This is a genomic window from Litorimonas sp. (assembly GCA_029936425.1).
GTDB lineage: Bacteria > Pseudomonadota > Alphaproteobacteria > Caulobacterales > Maricaulaceae > Litorimonas.
The window spans coordinates 201,581-220,864 of record JAPYSU010000003.1; the positions used below are offsets into that span (position 1 = coordinate 201,581).

At 50.1% G+C, this 19,284-nt stretch carries 19 protein-coding genes; 10 read left to right on the forward strand and 9 right to left on the reverse strand.

What is annotated here, in order from left to right; translation table 11 throughout:
- The first annotated feature begins 1 nt into the window (after position 1).
- The 3 genes from ACN0IC_RS04220 to ACN0IC_RS04230 are packed head-to-tail and all read left to right on the forward strand — an operon-like array spanning position 2 to position 2,732.
- Entirely contained in the window at positions 2 to 1,285 is a 1,284-nt protein-coding gene (locus ACN0IC_RS04220; protein WP_416877511.1) for a cytochrome P450, read from the forward strand.
- A 29-nt stretch (positions 1,286 to 1,314) separates the two neighbouring features.
- Positions 1,315 to 2,346: a hypothetical protein gene (locus ACN0IC_RS04225; RefSeq protein ID WP_416877512.1), complete on the forward strand. Its 1,032-nt coding sequence runs from the start codon at positions 1,315 to 1,317 to the stop codon at positions 2,344 to 2,346.
- A 17-nt stretch (positions 2,347 to 2,363) separates the two neighbouring features.
- Positions 2,364 to 2,732 carry a nuclear transport factor 2 family protein gene (locus ACN0IC_RS04230; RefSeq protein ID WP_416877513.1) on the forward strand — a complete coding sequence of 123 codons (369 nt, stop codon included), beginning with the start codon at positions 2,364 to 2,366 and terminating at the stop codon, positions 2,730 to 2,732.
- Positions 2,733 to 2,735: 3 nt separating this feature from the next.
- Here ACN0IC_RS04230 and ACN0IC_RS04235 read toward each other — a convergent pair whose 3' ends face one another.
- From ACN0IC_RS04235 to ACN0IC_RS04245, 3 genes are all read right to left on the reverse strand, one after another.
- Positions 2,736 to 3,596, reverse strand: coding sequence for an SDR family NAD(P)-dependent oxidoreductase (locus ACN0IC_RS04235; protein WP_416877514.1), 861 nt, complete (start codon positions 3,594 to 3,596; stop codon positions 2,736 to 2,738).
- Between the two features lie 73 nt (positions 3,597 to 3,669).
- Positions 3,670 to 5,907, reverse strand: coding sequence for a TonB-dependent receptor (locus ACN0IC_RS04240; protein WP_416877515.1), 2,238 nt, complete (start codon positions 5,905 to 5,907; stop codon positions 3,670 to 3,672).
- A 171-nt stretch (positions 5,908 to 6,078) separates the two neighbouring features.
- Entirely contained in the window at positions 6,079 to 7,152 is a 1,074-nt protein-coding gene (locus ACN0IC_RS04245) for an amidohydrolase family protein (protein WP_416877516.1), read from the reverse strand.
- Positions 7,153 to 7,282: 130 nt separating this feature from the next.
- Between ACN0IC_RS04245 and ACN0IC_RS04250 the strand changes: the two genes are divergently transcribed.
- Positions 7,283 to 8,614 carry an FAD-dependent oxidoreductase gene (locus tag ACN0IC_RS04250; RefSeq protein ID WP_416877517.1) on the forward strand — a complete coding sequence of 444 codons (1,332 nt, stop codon included), beginning with the start codon at positions 7,283 to 7,285 and terminating at the stop codon, positions 8,612 to 8,614.
- Positions 8,615 to 8,617: 3 nt separating this feature from the next.
- Here the strand turns inward: ACN0IC_RS04250 and ACN0IC_RS04255 are convergent, their stop codons facing one another.
- From ACN0IC_RS04255 to ACN0IC_RS04265, 3 genes are read right to left on the reverse strand one after another with little or no spacing between them, the layout of a single operon-like run.
- A complete protein-coding gene (locus tag ACN0IC_RS04255) occupies positions 8,618 to 9,676 on the reverse strand; it encodes a hypothetical protein (RefSeq protein ID WP_416877518.1) in 1,059 nt (352 codons plus the stop codon).
- A 17-nt stretch (positions 9,677 to 9,693) separates the two neighbouring features.
- On the reverse strand, positions 9,694 to 10,713 hold the full coding sequence (locus ACN0IC_RS04260; RefSeq protein WP_416877519.1) for an oxygenase: 1,020 nt from the start codon (positions 10,711 to 10,713) through the stop codon (positions 9,694 to 9,696).
- Positions 10,713 to 11,618 (reverse strand): Rieske 2Fe-2S domain-containing protein, encoded by a 906-nt coding sequence (locus tag ACN0IC_RS04265; protein ID WP_416877520.1) that lies wholly within the window; start codon positions 11,616 to 11,618, stop codon positions 10,713 to 10,715. The genes ACN0IC_RS04260 and ACN0IC_RS04265 overlap by 1 nt, the downstream gene beginning before the upstream one ends.
- 80 nt (positions 11,619 to 11,698) lie before the next feature.
- On the opposite strand from ACN0IC_RS04265, the gene ACN0IC_RS04270 reads away from it, so the two are divergent.
- From ACN0IC_RS04270 to ACN0IC_RS04280, 3 genes are read left to right on the forward strand one after another with little or no spacing between them, the layout of a single operon-like run.
- Entirely contained in the window at positions 11,699 to 12,100 is a 402-nt protein-coding gene (locus tag ACN0IC_RS04270) for a VOC family protein (RefSeq protein ID WP_416877521.1), read from the forward strand.
- 7 nt (positions 12,101 to 12,107) lie between these two features.
- Positions 12,108 to 12,890 carry an SDR family oxidoreductase gene (locus tag ACN0IC_RS04275; protein WP_416877522.1) on the forward strand — a complete coding sequence of 261 codons (783 nt, stop codon included), beginning with the start codon at positions 12,108 to 12,110 and terminating at the stop codon, positions 12,888 to 12,890.
- A 4-nt stretch (positions 12,891 to 12,894) separates the two neighbouring features.
- Positions 12,895 to 14,133, forward strand: a complete 1,239-nt coding sequence (locus tag ACN0IC_RS04280) for an MFS transporter (RefSeq protein WP_416877523.1) — start codon at positions 12,895 to 12,897, stop codon at positions 14,131 to 14,133.
- Positions 14,134 to 14,153: 20 nt separating this feature from the next.
- On the opposite strand, the gene ACN0IC_RS04285 is transcribed toward ACN0IC_RS04280, so the two are convergent.
- On the reverse strand, positions 14,154 to 14,678 hold the full coding sequence (locus ACN0IC_RS04285; RefSeq protein ID WP_416877524.1) for a carboxymuconolactone decarboxylase family protein: 525 nt from the start codon (positions 14,676 to 14,678) through the stop codon (positions 14,154 to 14,156).
- A 93-nt stretch (positions 14,679 to 14,771) separates the two neighbouring features.
- On the opposite strand from ACN0IC_RS04285, the gene ACN0IC_RS04290 reads away from it, so the two are divergent.
- Positions 14,772 to 15,740 (forward strand): lactoylglutathione lyase, encoded by a 969-nt coding sequence (locus ACN0IC_RS04290; protein WP_416877525.1) that lies wholly within the window; start codon positions 14,772 to 14,774, stop codon positions 15,738 to 15,740.
- 2 nt (positions 15,741 to 15,742) lie between these two features.
- Here ACN0IC_RS04290 and ACN0IC_RS04295 read toward each other — a convergent pair whose 3' ends face one another.
- Positions 15,743 to 16,729 carry a fumarylacetoacetate hydrolase family protein gene (locus ACN0IC_RS04295; RefSeq protein WP_416877526.1) on the reverse strand — a complete coding sequence of 329 codons (987 nt, stop codon included), beginning with the start codon at positions 16,727 to 16,729 and terminating at the stop codon, positions 15,743 to 15,745.
- A gap of 119 nt (positions 16,730 to 16,848) precedes the next feature.
- Here ACN0IC_RS04295 and ACN0IC_RS04300 point away from each other — a divergent pair, with 119 nt between their 5' ends.
- The gene (locus ACN0IC_RS04300; protein ID WP_416877527.1) at positions 16,849 to 17,262 is read left to right on the forward strand and encodes a Zn-ribbon domain-containing OB-fold protein; all 414 of its coding nucleotides are present in this window, start codon (positions 16,849 to 16,851) and stop codon (positions 17,260 to 17,262) included.
- Positions 17,259 to 18,446 carry a thiolase family protein gene (locus tag ACN0IC_RS04305; protein ID WP_416877528.1) on the forward strand — a complete coding sequence of 396 codons (1,188 nt, stop codon included), beginning with the start codon at positions 17,259 to 17,261 and terminating at the stop codon, positions 18,444 to 18,446. Before ACN0IC_RS04300 ends, ACN0IC_RS04305 begins: the two co-directional genes overlap by 4 nt.
- On the opposite strand, the gene ACN0IC_RS04310 is transcribed toward ACN0IC_RS04305, so the two are convergent.
- On the reverse strand, positions 18,443 to 19,279 hold the full coding sequence (locus ACN0IC_RS04310) for a fumarylacetoacetate hydrolase family protein (RefSeq protein WP_416877529.1): 837 nt from the start codon (positions 19,277 to 19,279) through the stop codon (positions 18,443 to 18,445). The two genes, ACN0IC_RS04305 and ACN0IC_RS04310, sit on opposite strands and share 4 nt — an antisense overlap.
- Between the last annotated feature and the right edge of the window lie 5 nt (positions 19,280 to 19,284).

A 19,284-nucleotide genomic window follows, 5' to 3' on the forward strand; every position in this document is an offset into this window, starting at 1 on the left:
CATGTCCTTTTTAGACAATAGGTCAGAATTACTGGAAAATGCCTATGCGGCTCTGTCCGCAAATTACAAAGGCAAGGACGTCGATCTCTACGAGGTCTGTAAAAAACAACGCCAGTCCGAGCCTGTGATTGAAGGCGACTTCATGAAAAGTCTCGAGGTGGCGACGCATGCAGATGTTCGCCACACCTTCCCAGTCTACGCTGTTTTTAAATACAACGACATCCGTAAAGTCCTTATGGACTCGGAAACATTTACCAGCGGGTTCATTCGCGCCGGGCTTGGGCAGTTTTTTGGAGGAGATGGGTTAATTATTCTGGCTATGGACGGCGAAGAGCACAAAGAAACCCGCGCCCTTCTAAAACCGATCTTCATGCCGGCGAATGTAAGAGGGTATACCGACCTTATTACAGAGATTGTTCGCGAGGAGTTTATCAAACCTGTCCTCCCACTCAGGAAGTTTAATTTGATGGATTTCGGTCTCTATTTTCCGATCAGGGTCATATATGAACTTATCGGGTTCCCCAAAGATATGCTCGATGAGATTTACGAAGTTGCTGCGATGGGGCTGGCAATCCTATCGGGTCAGCAATTAGACGAAGACAAAATGGCCGAAGCGCTATCGCGATCCGTTGAGGCGGCAGACAATATGCGGGCTCGGTTGGTCGAACTTTCCAAACGTCGGCGTGCCGAAGGCGATTTTGGCAAGGATCTCATTAGCCAGCTCATACTCGCTGAACATAAAGGCCAGCGATTGACTGACCACGAAGTTGGCACGTTTGCCGGTTCATTATTGCCTGCAAGCGGCGAAACGACGACGCGAACATTCAGCTGCCTAATGTCCATCCTCCTCAAAAACCCCGAACTTTGGGAACGGCTGAAAGCGGATCGGTCACTCATTCCAAAAGCCATCAACGAGGCAACCCGTTATGAAGGCGTGGCAACCGTAAAGGTGCGTCAGGCCTCCAAAGACACCGAAATAGGGGGCGTTAAAATTCCGAAGGGCGCTTTGGTCCAATGTCTTGTGGCGTCGGCCAACCGGGATGAGGACGTATTCGAAAACCCGGATCAATACGATATTGACCGCAAAGCCGCCGTGAATTTTACGTTCGGTTTTGGACCACATATGTGCATCGGGCAATTTATTGCCAAAATGGAGCTGGAAGCCGCGCTTAACGTTCTGATGGACTTGATGCCGAATTTACGGCTCGACCCCGATTATCCTGAACCTGAAATCAAAGGCGCCCAATTGCGAGGCGTTTCGGACATTTACGTCCGTTGGGACTAAATTAACTTAGAAGCTTAAGAGGCCACTCAATGATACATTACGATAAGATTCCAGAGCGTGGTAATTTCGCCTATCAGACACTCGTGGGCCCGCATCAGGTGTCCGGAAAAGCGCTCAACGATACCCGCGGATTTTATGGTCTTACATATTCCAAAACATCTTGTTTTGGTACCTTGTATACTGAAGACGGAGAAACATTTGCGGCTGTACGATCACTCCTAGGTCCCGAAGGCACACCAAACCCTGTTACGTTTTTGTATTTATCGACGCTGATCGACGGGGAAAACATTCGCATCGATCGGGATAAAATGGCCAAGCAAGCTATGACCCTCCGGCCTGATACGGCGCTAAATGGCGACATCGCTTCATGGCAGAGCTGCAAGGGAGACTCAGGAAATCCATGGAAGTTGACGGCTTCAGGAAATAGTTATTCTTGGAAAGAAGACGGGCTATTCGATATCAAAGGAAAATTACTGGGCACGGGTATGCAGTGGTATTTACCGGGCAAAGAGTGGGGAACTTTCTACGTCTCCCAAGTCTATGACGTTGAGGGGGTGTGTGAAGGCCGCAAGGTCAAGGGCTGTATGGCGATGGACCAGATATATATGGAGAAAGGCGGCGCTATTCATCATAAAAAAGACCTTGTTGTTAACAACAATATGCACGTGATTTGGTGGACATTCGCCAATATTTATAAAGATGGCACCTATGAACTTGGTTCCATCATGGTCGGTCATGAAAACCTGGGGTATGCGATTTTGACGGATCATACCGGCAAGGTACGGTCGACGACCAATATTGAAGGTAAGGTCGTTCATAAGCCAGGCAGTTATTTTGCTGAATCGGCAGAGGTCATTATTGACGGGACCGAAGAATGGGAGTTTCGGCCCGATAAAAAAGACGAAATGATCGATTTCGTGGGCGGGTTTCCGATTACGGCTCAACAATGCGGACAATGGCGCCGCAAAGGTGACACCCGTGAAATTGACCATTGGCTGGGCTGGGGCGAGACTGATCGCCGCAACGGAACCGCACGCAATGTATCAGGGTCTGATTTATAATTTCCAGGAGAATACGAATGTCGGAAACGCCAGAAGACAAAATTGAAAACTTCATCCACGATCAAGTCGCGGCTTGGAATGCTCGAGATAAAGATAAGTTTTTCGGATTGTATAGAGCAGCATGTCCTGGAAAAATGACCATCGAATATGTTGGCCGTCCTATTGAACCGGATGCCTGGGCCGTTCTGGAAAATATGTGGGAAACCTCAAATGCCTTGGTGGATATCGATATCGTTAAAACGGTCGTGAATGCAAATGAAGCGGCGTGTTATCACATCAATCGAATGCCCTCTCGAAATCTCGATATTCACACGATGGAATTATACAAGTTCGACGGTGAGGATATGTGGGTGAAATATCTGATAAAGCCTGAACCCGTAAGCTGATATTTATTTCCAGTTTCGTCCGGATTTCAGGGTTTTCATGAGGTCCTGATCTGCGTCTAAATCTCCGTAGAAGAAATCGATGATCTGCGTATTGCGCAATATTCGGTGCCGCCGGGCACTAGGCGAGGTCATGGCATCCATGGACTCGGGATCCACGTCATATACACAGGTCGGCCCATGACTGATATTGTCCATCGCCCAACGTGCCAGATCGCTCGGCTCGATAAGGTCTATGGCGGTCGGGTCAATTTTATAATGCTCCAATATTTTCAGCATCTTTGGCGTCTTGGTGGATCCAATCACCATATAGGCAATATCGACCTGTGTGTTTTGCCATTCAGTCCAAAGGGACTCGATAAGGTTCATCGCATAAGCTTTACTTGCGCTATAAAGACTGACCCGACCTGCGCCGCTAAAGGCGAGATCAGAGCCGATGACCATGATGCCGCCGCGCCCTTGAGCGTGATATCTTTTCCCGAAATTGTGTAGGGTGTCGGTCAGGAAATGAATGTTGCGCTGCATGAGGGCTTTCCACGCTTCAAGACCACTTTCCAGAAACCTTGATGAGACCGTATCGCCGCCTGCATTGATGACAAACAGGCCGGTGTCGAGAGCGTCGGCAATCGTTTCAATTTTGTCCGCCGCATCAATATCCATGAGATCCAAGGGGTAACTGCGGGTTTCAACGTTAAATTCGCGGGAAAGGTCTGCGCCCAGTTGATCAAGTAAGGGTTTCCTACGCGCAATGAGGGCGCAATTTAATCCCTTTTTCGCGCACTCGCGGGCCAGTTCGGCGCCCAGACCATCCGAGGCGCCGCAAATGATCGCCCAGTCACCATATTGTCGCTTGAACTTGGCACTCAAATTCTGACCTCATAAAAAACGCGCCGATTCAATCAAGAGCGGCGCGCAGGGTTTTTCTCAGGAAGACTGAGTATTAAAAGCGGACGGTTGCCTCCGCGCCCCAAACACCGGGCGTTCCTCTAAATGCCGTCGTGTATCCTAGCGAGTTATTCAGATCGAGAATGTAAGTGTTATATTCTTCATTCAACACATTCTTGCCGAATACAGCAAATTCGATATTGGGATTATCCAGCTTGATAGCGGCACGGACATTAAGCAATCCATACCCTTCTTGTTTGTCACGGTCCAAATCGACGGTGTCAAAGAATATGTCGCCCTTGAACCCGTAATCTGCGTGCAGGACAAATTCACCAAAGGATAAAGGTGCGGTGGCCGTCGCATAAACATTGTATGTGTAATCCGCCGCATATGTAAAAGGCTCGTCGCTACGGTCATTCCCGGCGTCTAAGAATTCGTCGTAAGATGGGTCCAATAAGCCTAACGAACCGCCGAAGCTAAAATAGTCATTCAGAATAAAATCAAGTTCGGCTTCGATCCCTGTAACTTTTGCCTTAGCGGCATTCGCGGTCGTAGCTGTAGGAGCACCGTTGACAACAATCACTGCGGTTCTCTGGACGTTGTCATAATCCATGTAGAATGCCGCTAAATTCGCCCGGACTTTATTATCCAAGAGTTGGGTTTTCAAACCCAGTTCGTAATTTGTGACGCGCTCAGGTTCATAAGCTGGAGCGACAACACGGTGATTGAATCCACCGGCGCGTGTTGCCCGGCTTGTTTTAGCATAGCCAAAAATCGAATCCGTGAATTCGTAATTTAATCCTAAATCATAAGACAGGTAATCATATTTTACGGCTCGTGATAACAGGCACACGCCGGGTGCGTCTGTCTGTGTTAAGGTACAACTGGCACCGCCTGGGCTTTCCAGACTCATATTCAATGCGCGTTTATCCCACGTATATCGAAGGCCCAAATTGAGTGTCAGGGCGTCACTGAAGTCGTAATCGGCCTGGCCATAAAGCGCGTAAGAATCGTTTTCGATTTCACCAATCGTGTTTGCCGTTGAACTCTGAGTCAGGTCAGTGTTGTGCTCGGTAAAGTAAAAGCCGCCGACAATCCATTTTAGGTCTCCAGTGCGCCCGAACAATTGAAGTTCTTGGGTGATCTGGCTGTCTTGATCATTGGTTTGTTCGTACTGGATGCCTGTGGGAATCACAATACCCGGGACAGGTAGGGGTGGTGATGGGAGAACAATGGCGGGTCCGGCAATTTGAGGGTTAGGTGTACCATCGATATCCGCGAGAATATTGTTAAACACGCTTCTCCAAGCGGTGATTGATTTTAGTTGAATATTTCCAAGATCGTAATTGACAGTCGCTGAAACACCTTGGGCTGTGATGTCTTCAAATTGATCAGTGGCAGTGAAGTTTGTGTAAAAATCATCTGAAATATACTGGCTGTAGCCCAAGAAAGCGCCCGATAAACCTGCCGGGTTTACATCGACGAGAGCCGCAATGGGTCCGTTACCTTGGCGGTTAAAATAATCCCCGGTGAAGGTAATGTCCCATTTTTCCTCGTCGGGAGCGATTTTGACGACTCCGCGAATATAGTCAGAGTTGAGATTGGCAAGTTCATACCCGTTAAACAGGCTTTCTCCATACCCGTCACGCTCGGCATGTTTGAAACTGATCCGTGCCCCGGCTTCCTCGCCAGCCAGCGGAACATTGACATGTCCAAGAACTTCCTTCGTATCATATTCGCCGATACGGCCGGTGAGGCGACCACCCCATTCGCCTTCAGGGTCAGGCGTTGTAATAACCAGTGCCCCGCCTGTCGTATTTCGCCCGAACAATGTACCTTGAGGGCCCCTTAGAACTTCGACACGTTCAACATCGACCAATTCTAATAGACCCAGTGACGACCGGGCCGAATAAACCCCGTCAACATAAATGCCGACAGCGGGGTCTGAAGCTGATGTATTCTCCACGCCCGCCATGCCCCGAATGGAAACACTGGCGCCGGAATTACCATTGAGAGGCTCGATGGTGACATTCGGTGTATTATACTGAATGGCATCCACATCTGTGATCTGGCGTGTTTCGAGCGTGTCAGCGCTCAAGGAGGTGACGGCGACTGGTGTTGTTTGCAGATTTTCCGTTACCCGGCGGGCTGTCGTTACAACTTCGTCAAAAACCGTATTTTGCGCAAAAGCAATTTCAGGCATAATAAGGGCCGTTATGGCCGTGGCCGATGTCAGTAAGAGTTTGGATGCATGGCGGTTTGTGCGACCGACAGAAGTCTGGGTGTTCGTCATTTAAGTTCCCCTAGTTAAGCCTGTAAGGCGTGAATCTTTTATATTTATTGAACATAAATCGTTAAAATGTTTATGTTTGTCAACTGGGATGTCCATTTATTGAACGTATTAGCATAAATAGTGGCATAAATACCACGATTGTGGATCGCGCCTCTGTGGCGCGTTCCGTGTTTAAGCCGCTAACTTTTTCGCGCGGCCCATCTTACTCGTGTCAATATTAAGAAGATCCACCGCATTTTTGTACCGGATTTTCTGCAGATCCTCGTCCGAGATATTCAGGCCTTGGGTCAGATCGTGACGAACCGCGTCACTCCCGCCAAAATTGCTCCCATAAAGCAGTCGGTCAGCTCCAATGAGGTCTAAGACAGCCTGACGCATCGGGACTTCGTGAAGCTCCAGATCGAAATAGAAATTGTCCAGATACTCGACCAGATCTTTCTTATTGTGCTTTACATCCAGATTTTTGTTGGTCTCATTGAGCCGTCCAAGCTGGTAAGGCACATATCCACCGCCATGGGTGATATAAACTTTTAGATCCGGGAACCGGTCGAAAACGCCGCCATTGCACATATACCAGAAACACTTGGTCTCATCATACTGCATGCCGACAATGGCTGTGGTTTCATACCGATCATCATTGGCTTTTTCGCCCCACGTGACAGACTGATTATAGCCATGGATAAACATGGGCAGGTCGACATCGCATAATGCGGCCCAGACGTGATCCATCTCGGGATCATCGAATTCCAGTCCTCCGAAATTTGACCCGCCTGCGACCAGTCCTTTTAGTCCAAGTTCGCCGCAGGCGTGCCGGATCTCCTTGGCGGCCGCTTCCGGCACATTGAGGGGGGCTGTCGCCCATCCGAAAAGACGATTGTCACCGTCGGCGCAATATTCGGCCGTGACTTCGTTGACCTTGCGGGAGTAGGGCACGCTAAATTCTGGTTCCGCCCAATACATGTAACAATGAGAGGGTACAGATACGACTTGTGCGTCCTGACCGGCAGCATCCATTTTGGCCAAGCGCTTTTTAGGATCGCCCCAGTTGGCCATATATTCCGCGACTGACGGCGCGTTCCCTGCGGCCACAGCAGCGCGGCGCTCTGGCGCGCCGAGGCTCAAAATCCAGTGGCCCACGCGTAATTTTACATCACCATTGTCGTGTTTTTCGAAAAACGGACCCCAATGCTCGTGTTGATTATAATAACCCGGAAGTGGGGCGTGAGCGTGAAGATCAATGAGCATGATGAATTCCTGTATAAATTAGTGGCGACTTTTTCGGTGTTTTGAAACCATGACCTATATTGACGCATCTTGATTAATTAGTCAATATTGCAAAAAGTGTCTAATAAATATTTTTAATGGTGAGGCTAATTTGAACCAAGAAAAAGAAAAAAAGGGAGAGACGGCGCTCATAGCAGGCGCCGGGATCGCGGGGCTGGCCGCCGCAGCCGCCTTGGCGGCACATTTTGACGAGGTCATCATTTTTGAAAAGGATGACGCAGCCGCCATTGGGAAAATCAGTATGGGGGCAGTGCAGGGCGGTCATATCCATACAATGCTTAGAGGGGGTGAGGCGGGCCTCGAAGTTTTATTGCCGGGGATTCGGGATCAATTTGTCGCTGGCGGCGCGATTGAGCTCGACATGGGCGGCGATTATCGCGGCCATGATGGCGGGACCTGGCGGGAACAAGCTTTTCTCGACATGCCGATTTTGATGATGAGTCGGCCCGGTTATGAAAAAGTAATCCGGGAGCGCGTTATCGCCCTGGAAAACGTGTCGATTCGATCAGCGTGTCGGGTGGCAAACATCGCGTTCGAAAATGATTGCGCCACAGGCTTGAGAATTATCTGTGGTGATGAAGAGTTATCGCAGGCCGGTGATTTGGTCGTCGATGCCCGCGGGCGCGGGAGCCTTCTGCCAATCGAACTTGAAAAAGCAGGTTTTGGCCAAGTGCCTGAGACAAAACTCGGTATATTGATGAGTTACGTGTCGGGTCATTTTAAACAGAAAGAAGAAAATCCCAAAACGAGATTAGCGATGTTGGTTCGTCCAACGGCACCCGAGCGGCGATACGGCATTCTCTGCCCAATAGAAGACAATCAGTGGATGGTCACACTCGGCGGGAGGGCAGATACAGTGCCGCCGACGGAATATGAAGGGTTTTGCGACTATGCCCAAGAACTCGCCGTTCCAGATTTTTACAATGTTTTTAAAGACTGCGAACTTGTCGGGCCTTTACGGCGCTATAAAAAACCGACCGCGGATTGGCGGCACTATGACCAGATGAGCCATTTTCCGGGAAGGCTGATCCCACTCGGTGATACCATCACCTCCATCAATCCGACATTCGGGCAGGGCATGACGCTTGCGGTCTTACATGCCCTGTCGCTTTCCAACGCCCTTAATGCCCATGCTATTGACGCCCCTAAGTTTCTCGATCGCTATTTCGACGATGCCATGAAAATCAGCGGCGCAGCATGGCATATGGCAGGCAATAGTGATCTCGAATATGATTTTGTCACTGGAACGCGGCCAGAAGGGTTTGAACAAATGCAGCAGTTTTCCAAAGGGCTCAAATTACTGGCCAATAAAGATAAGAATGTTTTGAGGATCTTGATGGAAGTGTTTCACTTGGAACGGCCTGCAGCAGACTTGCGTGAGTCCAATTTGGCTGCGCGCGTCATGAAAGTTTTAAACATGTAGCGCTTAAGGGCGAGTGCCTATTCCCAGCGGGGTTGCACAGCCTTGTTCAAAATAGGCCGTGGTATCGTCAAACTCATATCGCTCGCCGGCTTTCGATATAAAGACACCGGAGCATCTTCCAAGAGCGCCGTGGTGGGATGAATAGCCGTCGCGCTGATGAAAACCGAACAGACACCGCGACCAGGTTTTGACCTCCATTCGAAGCACGCCTTCACTGTCCTCCATGTCAATCGTCCAAGCTGTTGCATGCCGTTTTTGCGTGAGAGGATCGATCCAGTGAGATGTTTCTACTATCTTGTTGCCCGGCCTCGTCATGTCGTTGACCTTGCCTTCGGCAAATATCCGCGCCGCATAACCGCCGCCGCCGCGCTGTGCATAACAAAAAATGCTGGCCCGTTCGCTAAAACACCAGCCCCAGATATAGCCTGACACACTGCCCAAAAGCGACATCACATCCTTGCCTGCTCCCAGACATGTCCTCTCACGTACAGCCCAGCCCTGCGTTAGGGTATAGGTATTTCCCTTATGGGTGAACTGGCCTTCGGCCCGGCCCAATTGCTCATTTCCAGCAATTCCGGATTCAGGTAATTTGTCCCACGGGCCATGATAGGGCATTGATTTACCTATGCCGGTGATGCGAATATCGATATCAACGCCCATATGCTCACCCTTGAGTTCCCAAATAGGCGGTCGGCAAATTATCTGTCTTTTTCCTGCAGACCAGACAACCTGATCATCGTTCTTAGTGATAGAAAAATCAGCGTAGACATTTGCCGGATCATTGCGATTGCCCACGAACGGTGTGTTCGTCATTTTCCGATCACCGGGCAGCGATGCAATCATGTTTGTCTGCAAGAGGCACCCATCCTTTATCCCCCAGACATCTCCCCCGACTCGGTAGACGGTGCCCACAACCATCACATCCAGATCACCCGCGCGCCCAAACACCCCAATCCCAATATGATCCTGAAAATGTTCTTTTAATTGATCCTGAGGCAAGCTTTGCACATGGCTGTATTCATCGCCAACGCAGACGTCCATATTGGGTTCTATTTGGGTCATTAGGTGGCTCTATTTTTCTAGTTGAGAGATCTGTCCATTCCCAGAGTTTCGGTGATATCGCCCCCTGGATCAGCGTCGGAACCATAGCTGAAATCGCCGTTTCGCTGACGTTGATGCAAGGCTTGCATGAGGAAGCGATATCGATTGCCCGGAGCATCAAATCTTGAGTGCAGATCCCGTCTTGAATCAGGTTCCAGATATCGAGGATTTTGCGGGCGCATGACATAATTGTCCTGAGGCCCGATCTTGTAGGCCAGCTTGGGCATAATTCGGCGGAATATGAGCGGTGCCTGTGTCAGATTGAATATCTGGTCGACTCGAGACCGGTGGCTACCGCTGGGCACAAAAGGCTGGACATTTGGGATATCAAATCCCGGTCGAAACCGCGGATAAGAGATACATAATCCGCTTCGCAGGTGAACATGCAATGTCGACCGAAATTCCTGATACTGGGCCCGAACGCCCCCAACCCATTTCATCACCGGCGAGACCGGCTTTCCCGTTACCATTCTCACGCGGGTTAAACTTTCAGACGTATATTCAAACGTAATCTCGTCCGTTTCAGACTCACCTTCACCGCCTATCACTTCGCCGTGTAGAAAATCGGCATGGGTCAAATCGATCAAATTTTCAACAGACAGGGCCGAGCAAGCATCAAAGCGAATTGTGGTTCGCATATAATCCGGGATCGAACCATCCTTGGGCAGAAAAGGAATGTGCGGGAGCAGGTCAAAACTGGCATTATCCGGATTTCCATACCAGGCCCAGACATAGCCATATTGTTCGCAAGACGGGTAATAGTGAGACCCATTCGTGAATGCCGAGGCTTGAGATGTGTTTGCGCCGAGTTTGCTGGGATGTATTTCGCATACTTTTACGCTTTCATCCTCACGCCATAAAAAATATGGCTGAGAGTGCACCATACGGCGGATAGGAACATTCGTGACGTCGGTCGCATGAGCGATTGGAAACCATGTGTCGCGGAGATCGTATCGTGTCGGAATCCAGTCCTGACCTTGCTGCTTAGTCGACGCCATTACCCCGCCTTTCTCATCTGCAAAGACGGGCCGGTGAGCAGGCTGGCGATCGCCGCGCCGTCCAATCTATCAAATACTGCAATTGGGGACTTGGAGCGCAGGATCTTCCGTGAATATCCGTGGTCAGGGTGAACCGTGCCGCGCCAGACGACATTCGTTGTTTGTCTGGGGCCCGAGAAGATGCCGAGATGCACCTCCGCCACAACTTTATCTTCTGGGTCGAGCAAATGATGTGTGATCATTCCGTTATGTGAGTTGAAAACGGTGCGAAGTATAAACGGATAGTCGCGATCCCACTTACTGGGCGCTTTGCCCTTTACGGTCCATCCCGCCGCACGGTCACTTATAAAACGACCCTCACGCCATACCGGATCCCCCAAAAAGAAGTCGGTAAAGCCTACATTGTGAATGCCAAAAAGGGTTTCAGGGCCATCAATCATTGCCAGTTGATAAGCCAAGGTATCAAAAGGAATGATGAGGCTCCCAAATAAAGGCAGTTGCGTCTCGATATCGGAATGAGGCCCGCAGTCTCCGACAGATTGAGGTTGAGACGTCTTTCGCAAATATACGAAGCCATCGACCTCCCTAACATCAAAGCCCGCGACTTTATATCGTTTTGGAACGGATTCGTCGGCGGATAAATTGGGGATTTGTGTGCAATTCCCATTTGCTCCATTAAAGGTCCAGCCATGATAGGCGCACCTTAGATCCCCATTGATGACTTTGCCGAGTGAGAGCGGGACGCGTCGATGCGGGCAACGATCCTCCAGTGCCCTGACAACACTGCCAGAGTCGCGAAACAACGCAATCTCATCCTGTTCCGTACAGACCCGGATAGGAGACTCCGAGCTTATTTGCTCACTCAGTGCAATTGGATGCCATGGATCGGTGTTTCTTTTTTGCATTGCTTGTCCCGTTAACGGCTTTATTTTTTATTATACATTTTATAAAAACTTGTCTAATAAATATTTTGGGAGGTAAGGTTATGCAAGTTAAATCACTCGACCACGTCAATATCATATCGCAAGATTTGCATGGCACCGCAAAATTCTATGCAGATCTCCTGCAGTTAGAAGTCAGAGATGGCCCCCCGCCTATGAAGCATGACCATGCGCAATGGCTATTCGATGTGCGCGGCAGAGCCGTTATTCATGTCAACGCGGTGGGAGCGTATCAAATTTTTGAGAAAGAGACGTCGCCTGGCGAGACGACGGGTGCGTTGCATCATGTGGCATTTGATTGTGACGGCTATGACGATTTACTCGATCGGATTATATCAATGGGCCTAGAATATAAAACCAATGCCGTCAGTTCAGTGGGGTTACGGCAAGTGTTCGTTTATGACCCCAACGGCGTTTTGCTAGAGCTGAACTTTAGGGGCGACTAAAGCCATTATGGATTTAGGTATCAAAGGCAAACACGCAATCGTAATGGCTTCCAGTAAAGGACTGGGCTTTGCCTGTGCTAATGCCTTGGCGCGCGAAGGCGTCAACATTGTACTTAATGGACGGAGATCGGAACCGGTCCAAAATGCAGCGAAATCGCTTCGGCAAAACCACGGTATTAGCGTTGTCACAGTTGTTGCGGATTGTACCAGCGAAGCGGGGCGCTCTGAACTCCTCAATGCTTGTCCAGAACCAGACATTCTAATCCTGAATGGAGGGGGGCCGCCGCCGACGGCTTTTGCGAAAACGGATCAGAAAGACTGGGAAAATACGCTGCATAATACGCTCATTTCACCGCTGCTGATGGTTCAGTCAGTGTTACCGGGTATGCGTGACCGCCAATTTGGACGGATTGTTGCCATTACTTCGGCCATGGTGAAAACACCGCATCCCGTCATGTCTTTATCGCACGCCCCACGCACGGGTCTGACAAGCGTGCTCAAATCAATTTCGCGGGACTGCGTGGCAGATAATGTCACGATCAACCAGCTTCTTCCTGAAAGATTTGACACAGACCGACACAGATCCCTTCTAAAAGCAACATCGAAAGCAAAAGGCGTAAGTGAAGCCGTTGCCGAGAAAGACATTATAAATTCGTTGGCCGCAGGCCGGCTTGGACGACCAGAAGAATTTGGCGATGCCTGTGCTTTTTTATGTGCGGCACAGTCCGGTTATATTTGCGGGCAAAACCTGATGCTCGACGGTGGAAACTATAGGGGTCAGCCCGGGTGATACTATGACAAAACCATTTCGCGGTTGGCATGTTCTGGCTGGTAGTTTCGTCAATGCAATGCTCGTGGCTGGCGCAAGCGTTTATTCTTTCGGATTGTTTGTAGCGCCAGTTGAAGCGGCTTTTGGCTTAAGCCGGGAACAGGCCTATCTGGGAATCGAAGTGTTCTTTTTAAGCACGGCGGTTTGGGCCATAGTCACCGGGTTTATAATCGAAAAGTTTTCGGCGCGCGCCGTTTCAATAGCCGGAGGACTAAGCTTTGGACTCGGTTTTGCCCTGATCGGCACGGCGGTTCACCCCGGGATAATGTTATTGGCAATTTTCGGCCCGATTGGTTTTGCTTTTACGGCAGCCGGATCGTTTACCGCAAACGTTCTCGTTACGCGATGGTTTTCCCGCATGCGGGGTCGAGCCCTGGGCATAGCAGCTGTGTCTACATCCGCAGGTGGATTCTTAGTCGTGCCTATTTTCGCGGCATTCATTGAGGCGCTCGGGTGGCGCCAGGCTTGTCTGGCCGCAGCCCTCATTGTCCCCTCTGTTATCATTGTATCAAGTTTGCTCTCAATCAGATCCAGGCCGGAAGATATTTCACAATATCCGGACGGCGATTTAATCCAAATTGATAAAACACAAATCGCGGACGGAGATATTCGTTCCGTGTCCGAACTGCTCAAGGACCCTAATCTTTGGTTGATTGGATTAGCTATCGGTCTTCTGCTGGGGAGTGACCAAGCCATCTTAACATCATTGGTGCCCTACGGAATTGGGCGCGGGTTTTCATTGCAAGAATCGTCGTTCCTTGTCACCTGCGTTGCGGGCTCAGCTATTTTAGGTAAAATTTTGATTGGCTGGCTGTCCGAGCGTTTCGATAAACGACTATTATATAGCCTGGTCGCGTGTCTAAATATCACCTTTCTCGTGACCTTACTTTATTCGCCCGGATATGTTGGGCTTATGGTTGTGGCCTGTTGTGTCGGATTGGCTGTCGGCGGTGCTGTGCCGATCTGGACTACACTGACGGCGCATTGTTTTGGACGCGAGAATTTCGGACGCGCGCTTGGCGCTATGAACGCAATTACCGTTCCGATAATGCTGGTGTCCTTGTGGATGGCTGCGCGAACCCATGATATGACGGGCGACTATCAATTGGCTTTTAAATTATTCATACCGCAAGTCTTTATGGGAGTCGTTATCATCCAGTTTGTGCGAATGCGGCGAAACAAAGTTCTGGCACAGACGGCCTAACCCGGCTCGATTTTTCGGAGCTATGTTTCGCGGTGAACATAGGTCATTCTCCCGCCAGCTAACATCAACGCGCAATACATGTTGATCTCCACAATTTCCGCTTCAGAGAAGTACTTCCGTAAATCGTCAAATACCTGTTCGCCTATGGATTGATAATCGGAGGCGAAGAGGTGGGCGTATTCCATGGCCGCTTGCTCTGGCGGGGTGAATCTATCATCCTTCTTCTGGATGCAGGCGATGTCAGCCTCGCTCACACGTTCAGATTTTCGGCCGAGCTGGCAGATATCGCAATCAGTCACGGCGGCAATTTTTAATCGCATAAGCTCACGCAGGCGTTCATCAAGAACACTTCCCGTGTGAAATGCGGACAATAAAGTCAGCCATTTGCTCGCAAGTTCCGGCCTATGCGCCCAAATTTGAACGGGCAAGCCGTCGCTGAGAACGCCTGCATCCAGAGCGTCCAAAATCTGGTCGTGCAGACGCGGGGCGAGCGCCTTTATGGGCAAGGGGTCAATTCTGAATGAATCGAGATATTTGTCTGACATAATAGATTCCCGTTGCTGCTATTTTCTTGACACTTTTGCCATAATTGTTCAGTTTATGCAAAAGATGTTTATTGCTTGTCCCCGGAGTCTGTCATGTATGATTTGCTGTTAACCGCTGATATGATGGTGCCTGATCCGGATGGTATGGCAGATTTATTGACCGAAAAACTCGGGATTTATCAGCATAAGAATTGGCGCCAGGCTTTTGACAATCACCCCTATATTGCCCATTTTTTGCGAGTGCATAAATCTCTTGCTATGTCTCCCACGCGGGTGGAGCCGCAATGGCATTTGGACAAACCCAATCCGGGAGATCCATTTTTCCATGACCATCTTGAAGCATTAATGGATTATCAGGGGCGTCACCGGCCCATGGTCACTCACGCAGTCGTTTTGACAATGACCACAGAAAATATGGGCGTGTTGATCGATAAGCTCCATCGCAATAAACAGCCGTTCAGACTGGCTCAGCGCACAAAAGAAATGCCGTTTGACCGGCTTTGGGTGGGCATGACGCCGGAATCAATTGCCTACCAACCGAGCGTTGATGGCGGCTTATGTATAGAAATCATACCTACCGAACCGCCCCGGTTTCCGCCTGAAATTTTTACAGATCCGCCCCAACCAAAAGACTTTAACGAAGGCGAGATGGTGCGCGTTACACGGCGAGGGTTTTTAGTGCGTGATCTGGACTATACCCTGCAGTGCTGTGCTGAAAATATGGATTTGCATACGGATGGCCCGGTGAGGGAATTTAGCCAAGAGGGCTATAAGCTGGGCCGTTTCTCATTTAGAGCCAAGACAAGCGCGACTTTGGATGTGATCGAGCCGATCCAGTGGGACAGTAAAGCGGGCCTTTATTTACATAATTGGGGGGCGGGGCTGTACTATATCCGCATTTCAGTCGTTAATCTTGAAGCCAAGGCCGAGATGCTCCGCGAAAAAGGCGTTGCATTTGAATGGATCGAATCCAGCGAGGCGGTAGAAGGGCGCTCTCTAATCCGCATCGACCCGGCTGAATTGGAAGGTCAGATGTTCGAGTTTGAGGAGCATATCGAATAAAATCAAGGCTTCGTGATTTTTGTTCTCAAAATACCGATCTTGGCAATTTCAAGCTCGACGATATCATCAGGCTTCAAGAACTTCATTTTCTCCAGGCCGCTGCCATTGCCCACTGTTCCGGAGCCGAGGAATTCTCCCGAATGCAAGGTCTCTGATTGCGAGACATGGGCAATGACATCGTCAAATTTCCATAACATGTCGCCTGTGTTTCCCCGCCCGAACTCAGTCCCGTTCACGCGAACAATCATGTCCAGATCATACGGGTCGCCGAGTTCGTCCGGCGTTACAAGACAAGGTCCCATAACATTCGCCGTATCGAAATCCTTGCCTTTGGCCGGGCCAAGCTGACCGCCCATTTCCCGCCCTTGCGCGTCGCGGGCGCTAATATCATTGAAAATCGTATAACCCAATATGTGATTGGACGCGTCCGCCTTGGAAATATCTTTGCCGGAACGTCCGATGTAACAGCCCCATTCCAATTCAAAGTCGAGCATCTTCGAATAGGAAGGCCAGACCACATCATCGTCGGCTCCGATGACAGCAAAGCGGTTTGCCTTGTAATAAATGGGTTGGCGGCGCACGGTTTTCAAAACGAGGTCGTCGACAGTGGTGTCCGACTCGGCAAATGCTTTCTCGGGATCCGGCGCGCGCGCCGTCCTCATGCGGCGGGCAGAGGCAAAGCTCTGCTCCAGATGAAGTTCAAAGCAGGAAAAATCCCGCATCTGGGCCGGCGGCTGTATGGGGGCGCGAAGCCGCACATCCGCTCGTGTAACGATGGCTTCGGGTGCCGGATCTTTCAGACATGACTTTGCAAGATCGATTGCCTCATCGCAATTGTCGGCCATGGCCTGCACACTGGCCAGCATGGAGGATGGATCCCCGTATTTTGATTTATACGCCCGATTGAGATCAACAATATGGATATCTTCATCAATGAGTGCACCGGCGCGCTCAAATCCATCCCCGTCTTTAAAAGTTACAAGACGCATTGCCTATTCTCCATTTGCTTTTATTGCACGAGAATGACATTAATGTCTAAAATATACAATGACGCTTTTGCGTTTTTCCTCGTTTCAAACCGGAGCATAACTGAAGTTATCCAAAGTATATGGTTCAAATTCTGCCAGAAATAACCCCGGAAAACGCGCCCTTTTGGCAAGGCGGGAAAGACGGTAATTTACGCATTGCGAAATGCAATGACTGTTCGGTCTATATTCATCCGCCGAAAAATTTTTGCCCGAAATGCCACTCTCGATCTGTCTCCTCACACGCCGTGTCAGGGCAGGGAAGGATTGCCAGTTATACCGTCAATTATCAAAAATGGTTACCCGATTTAGAGACACCCTATGTGGTTGCAATTGTCGAGTTGATTGAACAAGAGGGGTTGCGGTTCGTCACCCGGATTGTTGATTGTGACCCTATGGAAATTAGGATTGGACTTCCGGTGATGGTCACTTTTGAAAACCATGAAGATGTTTGGTTGCCCCTTTTTAAACCTGAGGAAGGCGCGCCAAGAGCATGACCAAGCAGGTGTATATTACAGGCGTCGGTCAATCCGAGGTTAAACGGCCCAGCCAAAAATCTGCGGCCGATCTGACATTAGACGCCTGTCTGGAAGCCATTAGCGATGCTGGACTTGGGTTGAAGGACATAGACGGCGTTGCTTGCTGGCCTGGGGATAATAATAATGGGGCTCCCTTTTCGCCAATTGGTCCGGCTGGGTTGAAAACGCTTTTGGGTCTCGATGTGAAATGGTTCGGAGGCGGATATGAGGGGCCCGGCCCTATAGCCGGCATCATTAACGGCGCCATGGCGATCGAGGCCGGACTGTGCCGCCATGTTCTGGTGTTCAGGACAATTACAGAATCGACTGCACGTCTCAAAGACAAAACCGTCAGCACATTAGGAAAAATTGGGGGGAAGACCGGGCGAGATTCAAACCCGCTTTGGATGAATTATACGCCGTTCGATGTGCATTCCGCGACAATGTTGATCGCTATGTATGCCCAAAAGCATTTTCATGAATACGGATTGACGTCTGATCAACTAGCTCAAATTGCGCTGACTTGCCGTGCCAATGCAGCGGATAATCCCAAGGCGATTTACAGAGCGCCAATGACGCTCGACGATTATCTGGGGAGCCGGATAATTGCATCTCCCCTGCGCATGTATGATTGCGATGTGCATTGCGACGCTTCAACTGCAATCATTCTCTCACGCAAAGACTGCGCGCGGGATACGCGCCGGGACCCCGTGTTAATCGAAGCTATGGGGGCGGCACATTCACAGCCATGGTCGTGGGATCAAATCTCATTAACGCATATGGTAACGCGGGATGTCGCGGACGATATGTGGTCGAAAACCGATTTAAAGCCGAAAGATGTGGACTGTGCGCAGCTTTATGACGGGTTCTCTATTCTCACGTTGATCTGGATGGAAGCCCTGGGTCTGTGCGGAATTGGGGAAGGGGGCGCGTTTATCGAAGGCGGCCAGCGCATCTCCCGCGCAGGTGAAATGCCTATCAATACAAATGGCGGTCAATTATCCGGCGGTCGCACACATGGCTTGGGTTACGTGCATGAAGCCTGTCAGCAAATATGGGGACGCGCGGGTGCCCGGCAACTTGAAAAATGCGAAACCGCTGTTGTCGCGGCCGGCGGCGGTCCCCTAGGGGGAAGTGTATTGCTGAGGCGTGCAGGCCTTTAGTCGGTTATTCGGTTGCGCAATATTCCGATTTTCTCAACCTCGGCTTCCACGAGATCACCGCGATTAAGGTAGACACCTGTTGCGTCTCCAACGCCGGGAGGCGATCCGGTGAAGAGCACATCACCGGCCCGAAAACTGGAAATATTCTGAACATATTTTATGAGGTCACCTACCGGAAATGTCATGTCACCGGATGACGCATTTTGACGAACTTCGCCATTCACCCTGAGTGTTAAATCAAGGGCTGGCGAGCCGTCTGGAAATTCATCCTTCGTGACCACCCAGGGACCTAATCCGGTTGTCCGATCCTGACTCTTGGCCGCGAACAAATCCATACCAATCTTTGGAGATCCATTGCGCTGCAAATCACGCGCACTCACGTCATTTCCGGCTGTATACCCGAGAATGCAGGCATAGGGATCGTCCAGATCAATCTCGTCATTCCCGATTACGACAACGAGTTCGACTTCATGATCGAGTTTTTCGGTAAGGGGCGGATACCGGATATCGTCGTTTGCCCCAATTAGGGCGGCGTATGCTTTCAAAAAGGCGACGGGTTTGGAGACGGGGTCGACACCAAATTCTTCGAGATGTTTGGAATAGTTTGCGCCGGCAACAACCACTCTGTTTACGGGTTCAATCGGGGGTAAAAATCTCACGCTTTCAACGGAAATTTCATCCGAGAAAAGATCAAGTGCACTCTTGCCAGCGCCTCGTGTAATCTCTGGTGCCCATTCATGAAAGTCGCCATTAATTTCCTGAACAGTTTTGCCGTCTTCTGATCCCAATGCCCAAAAAATGCGGTCGTCTTTCTCCAGTCTTGCAAGTCTCATAAAGT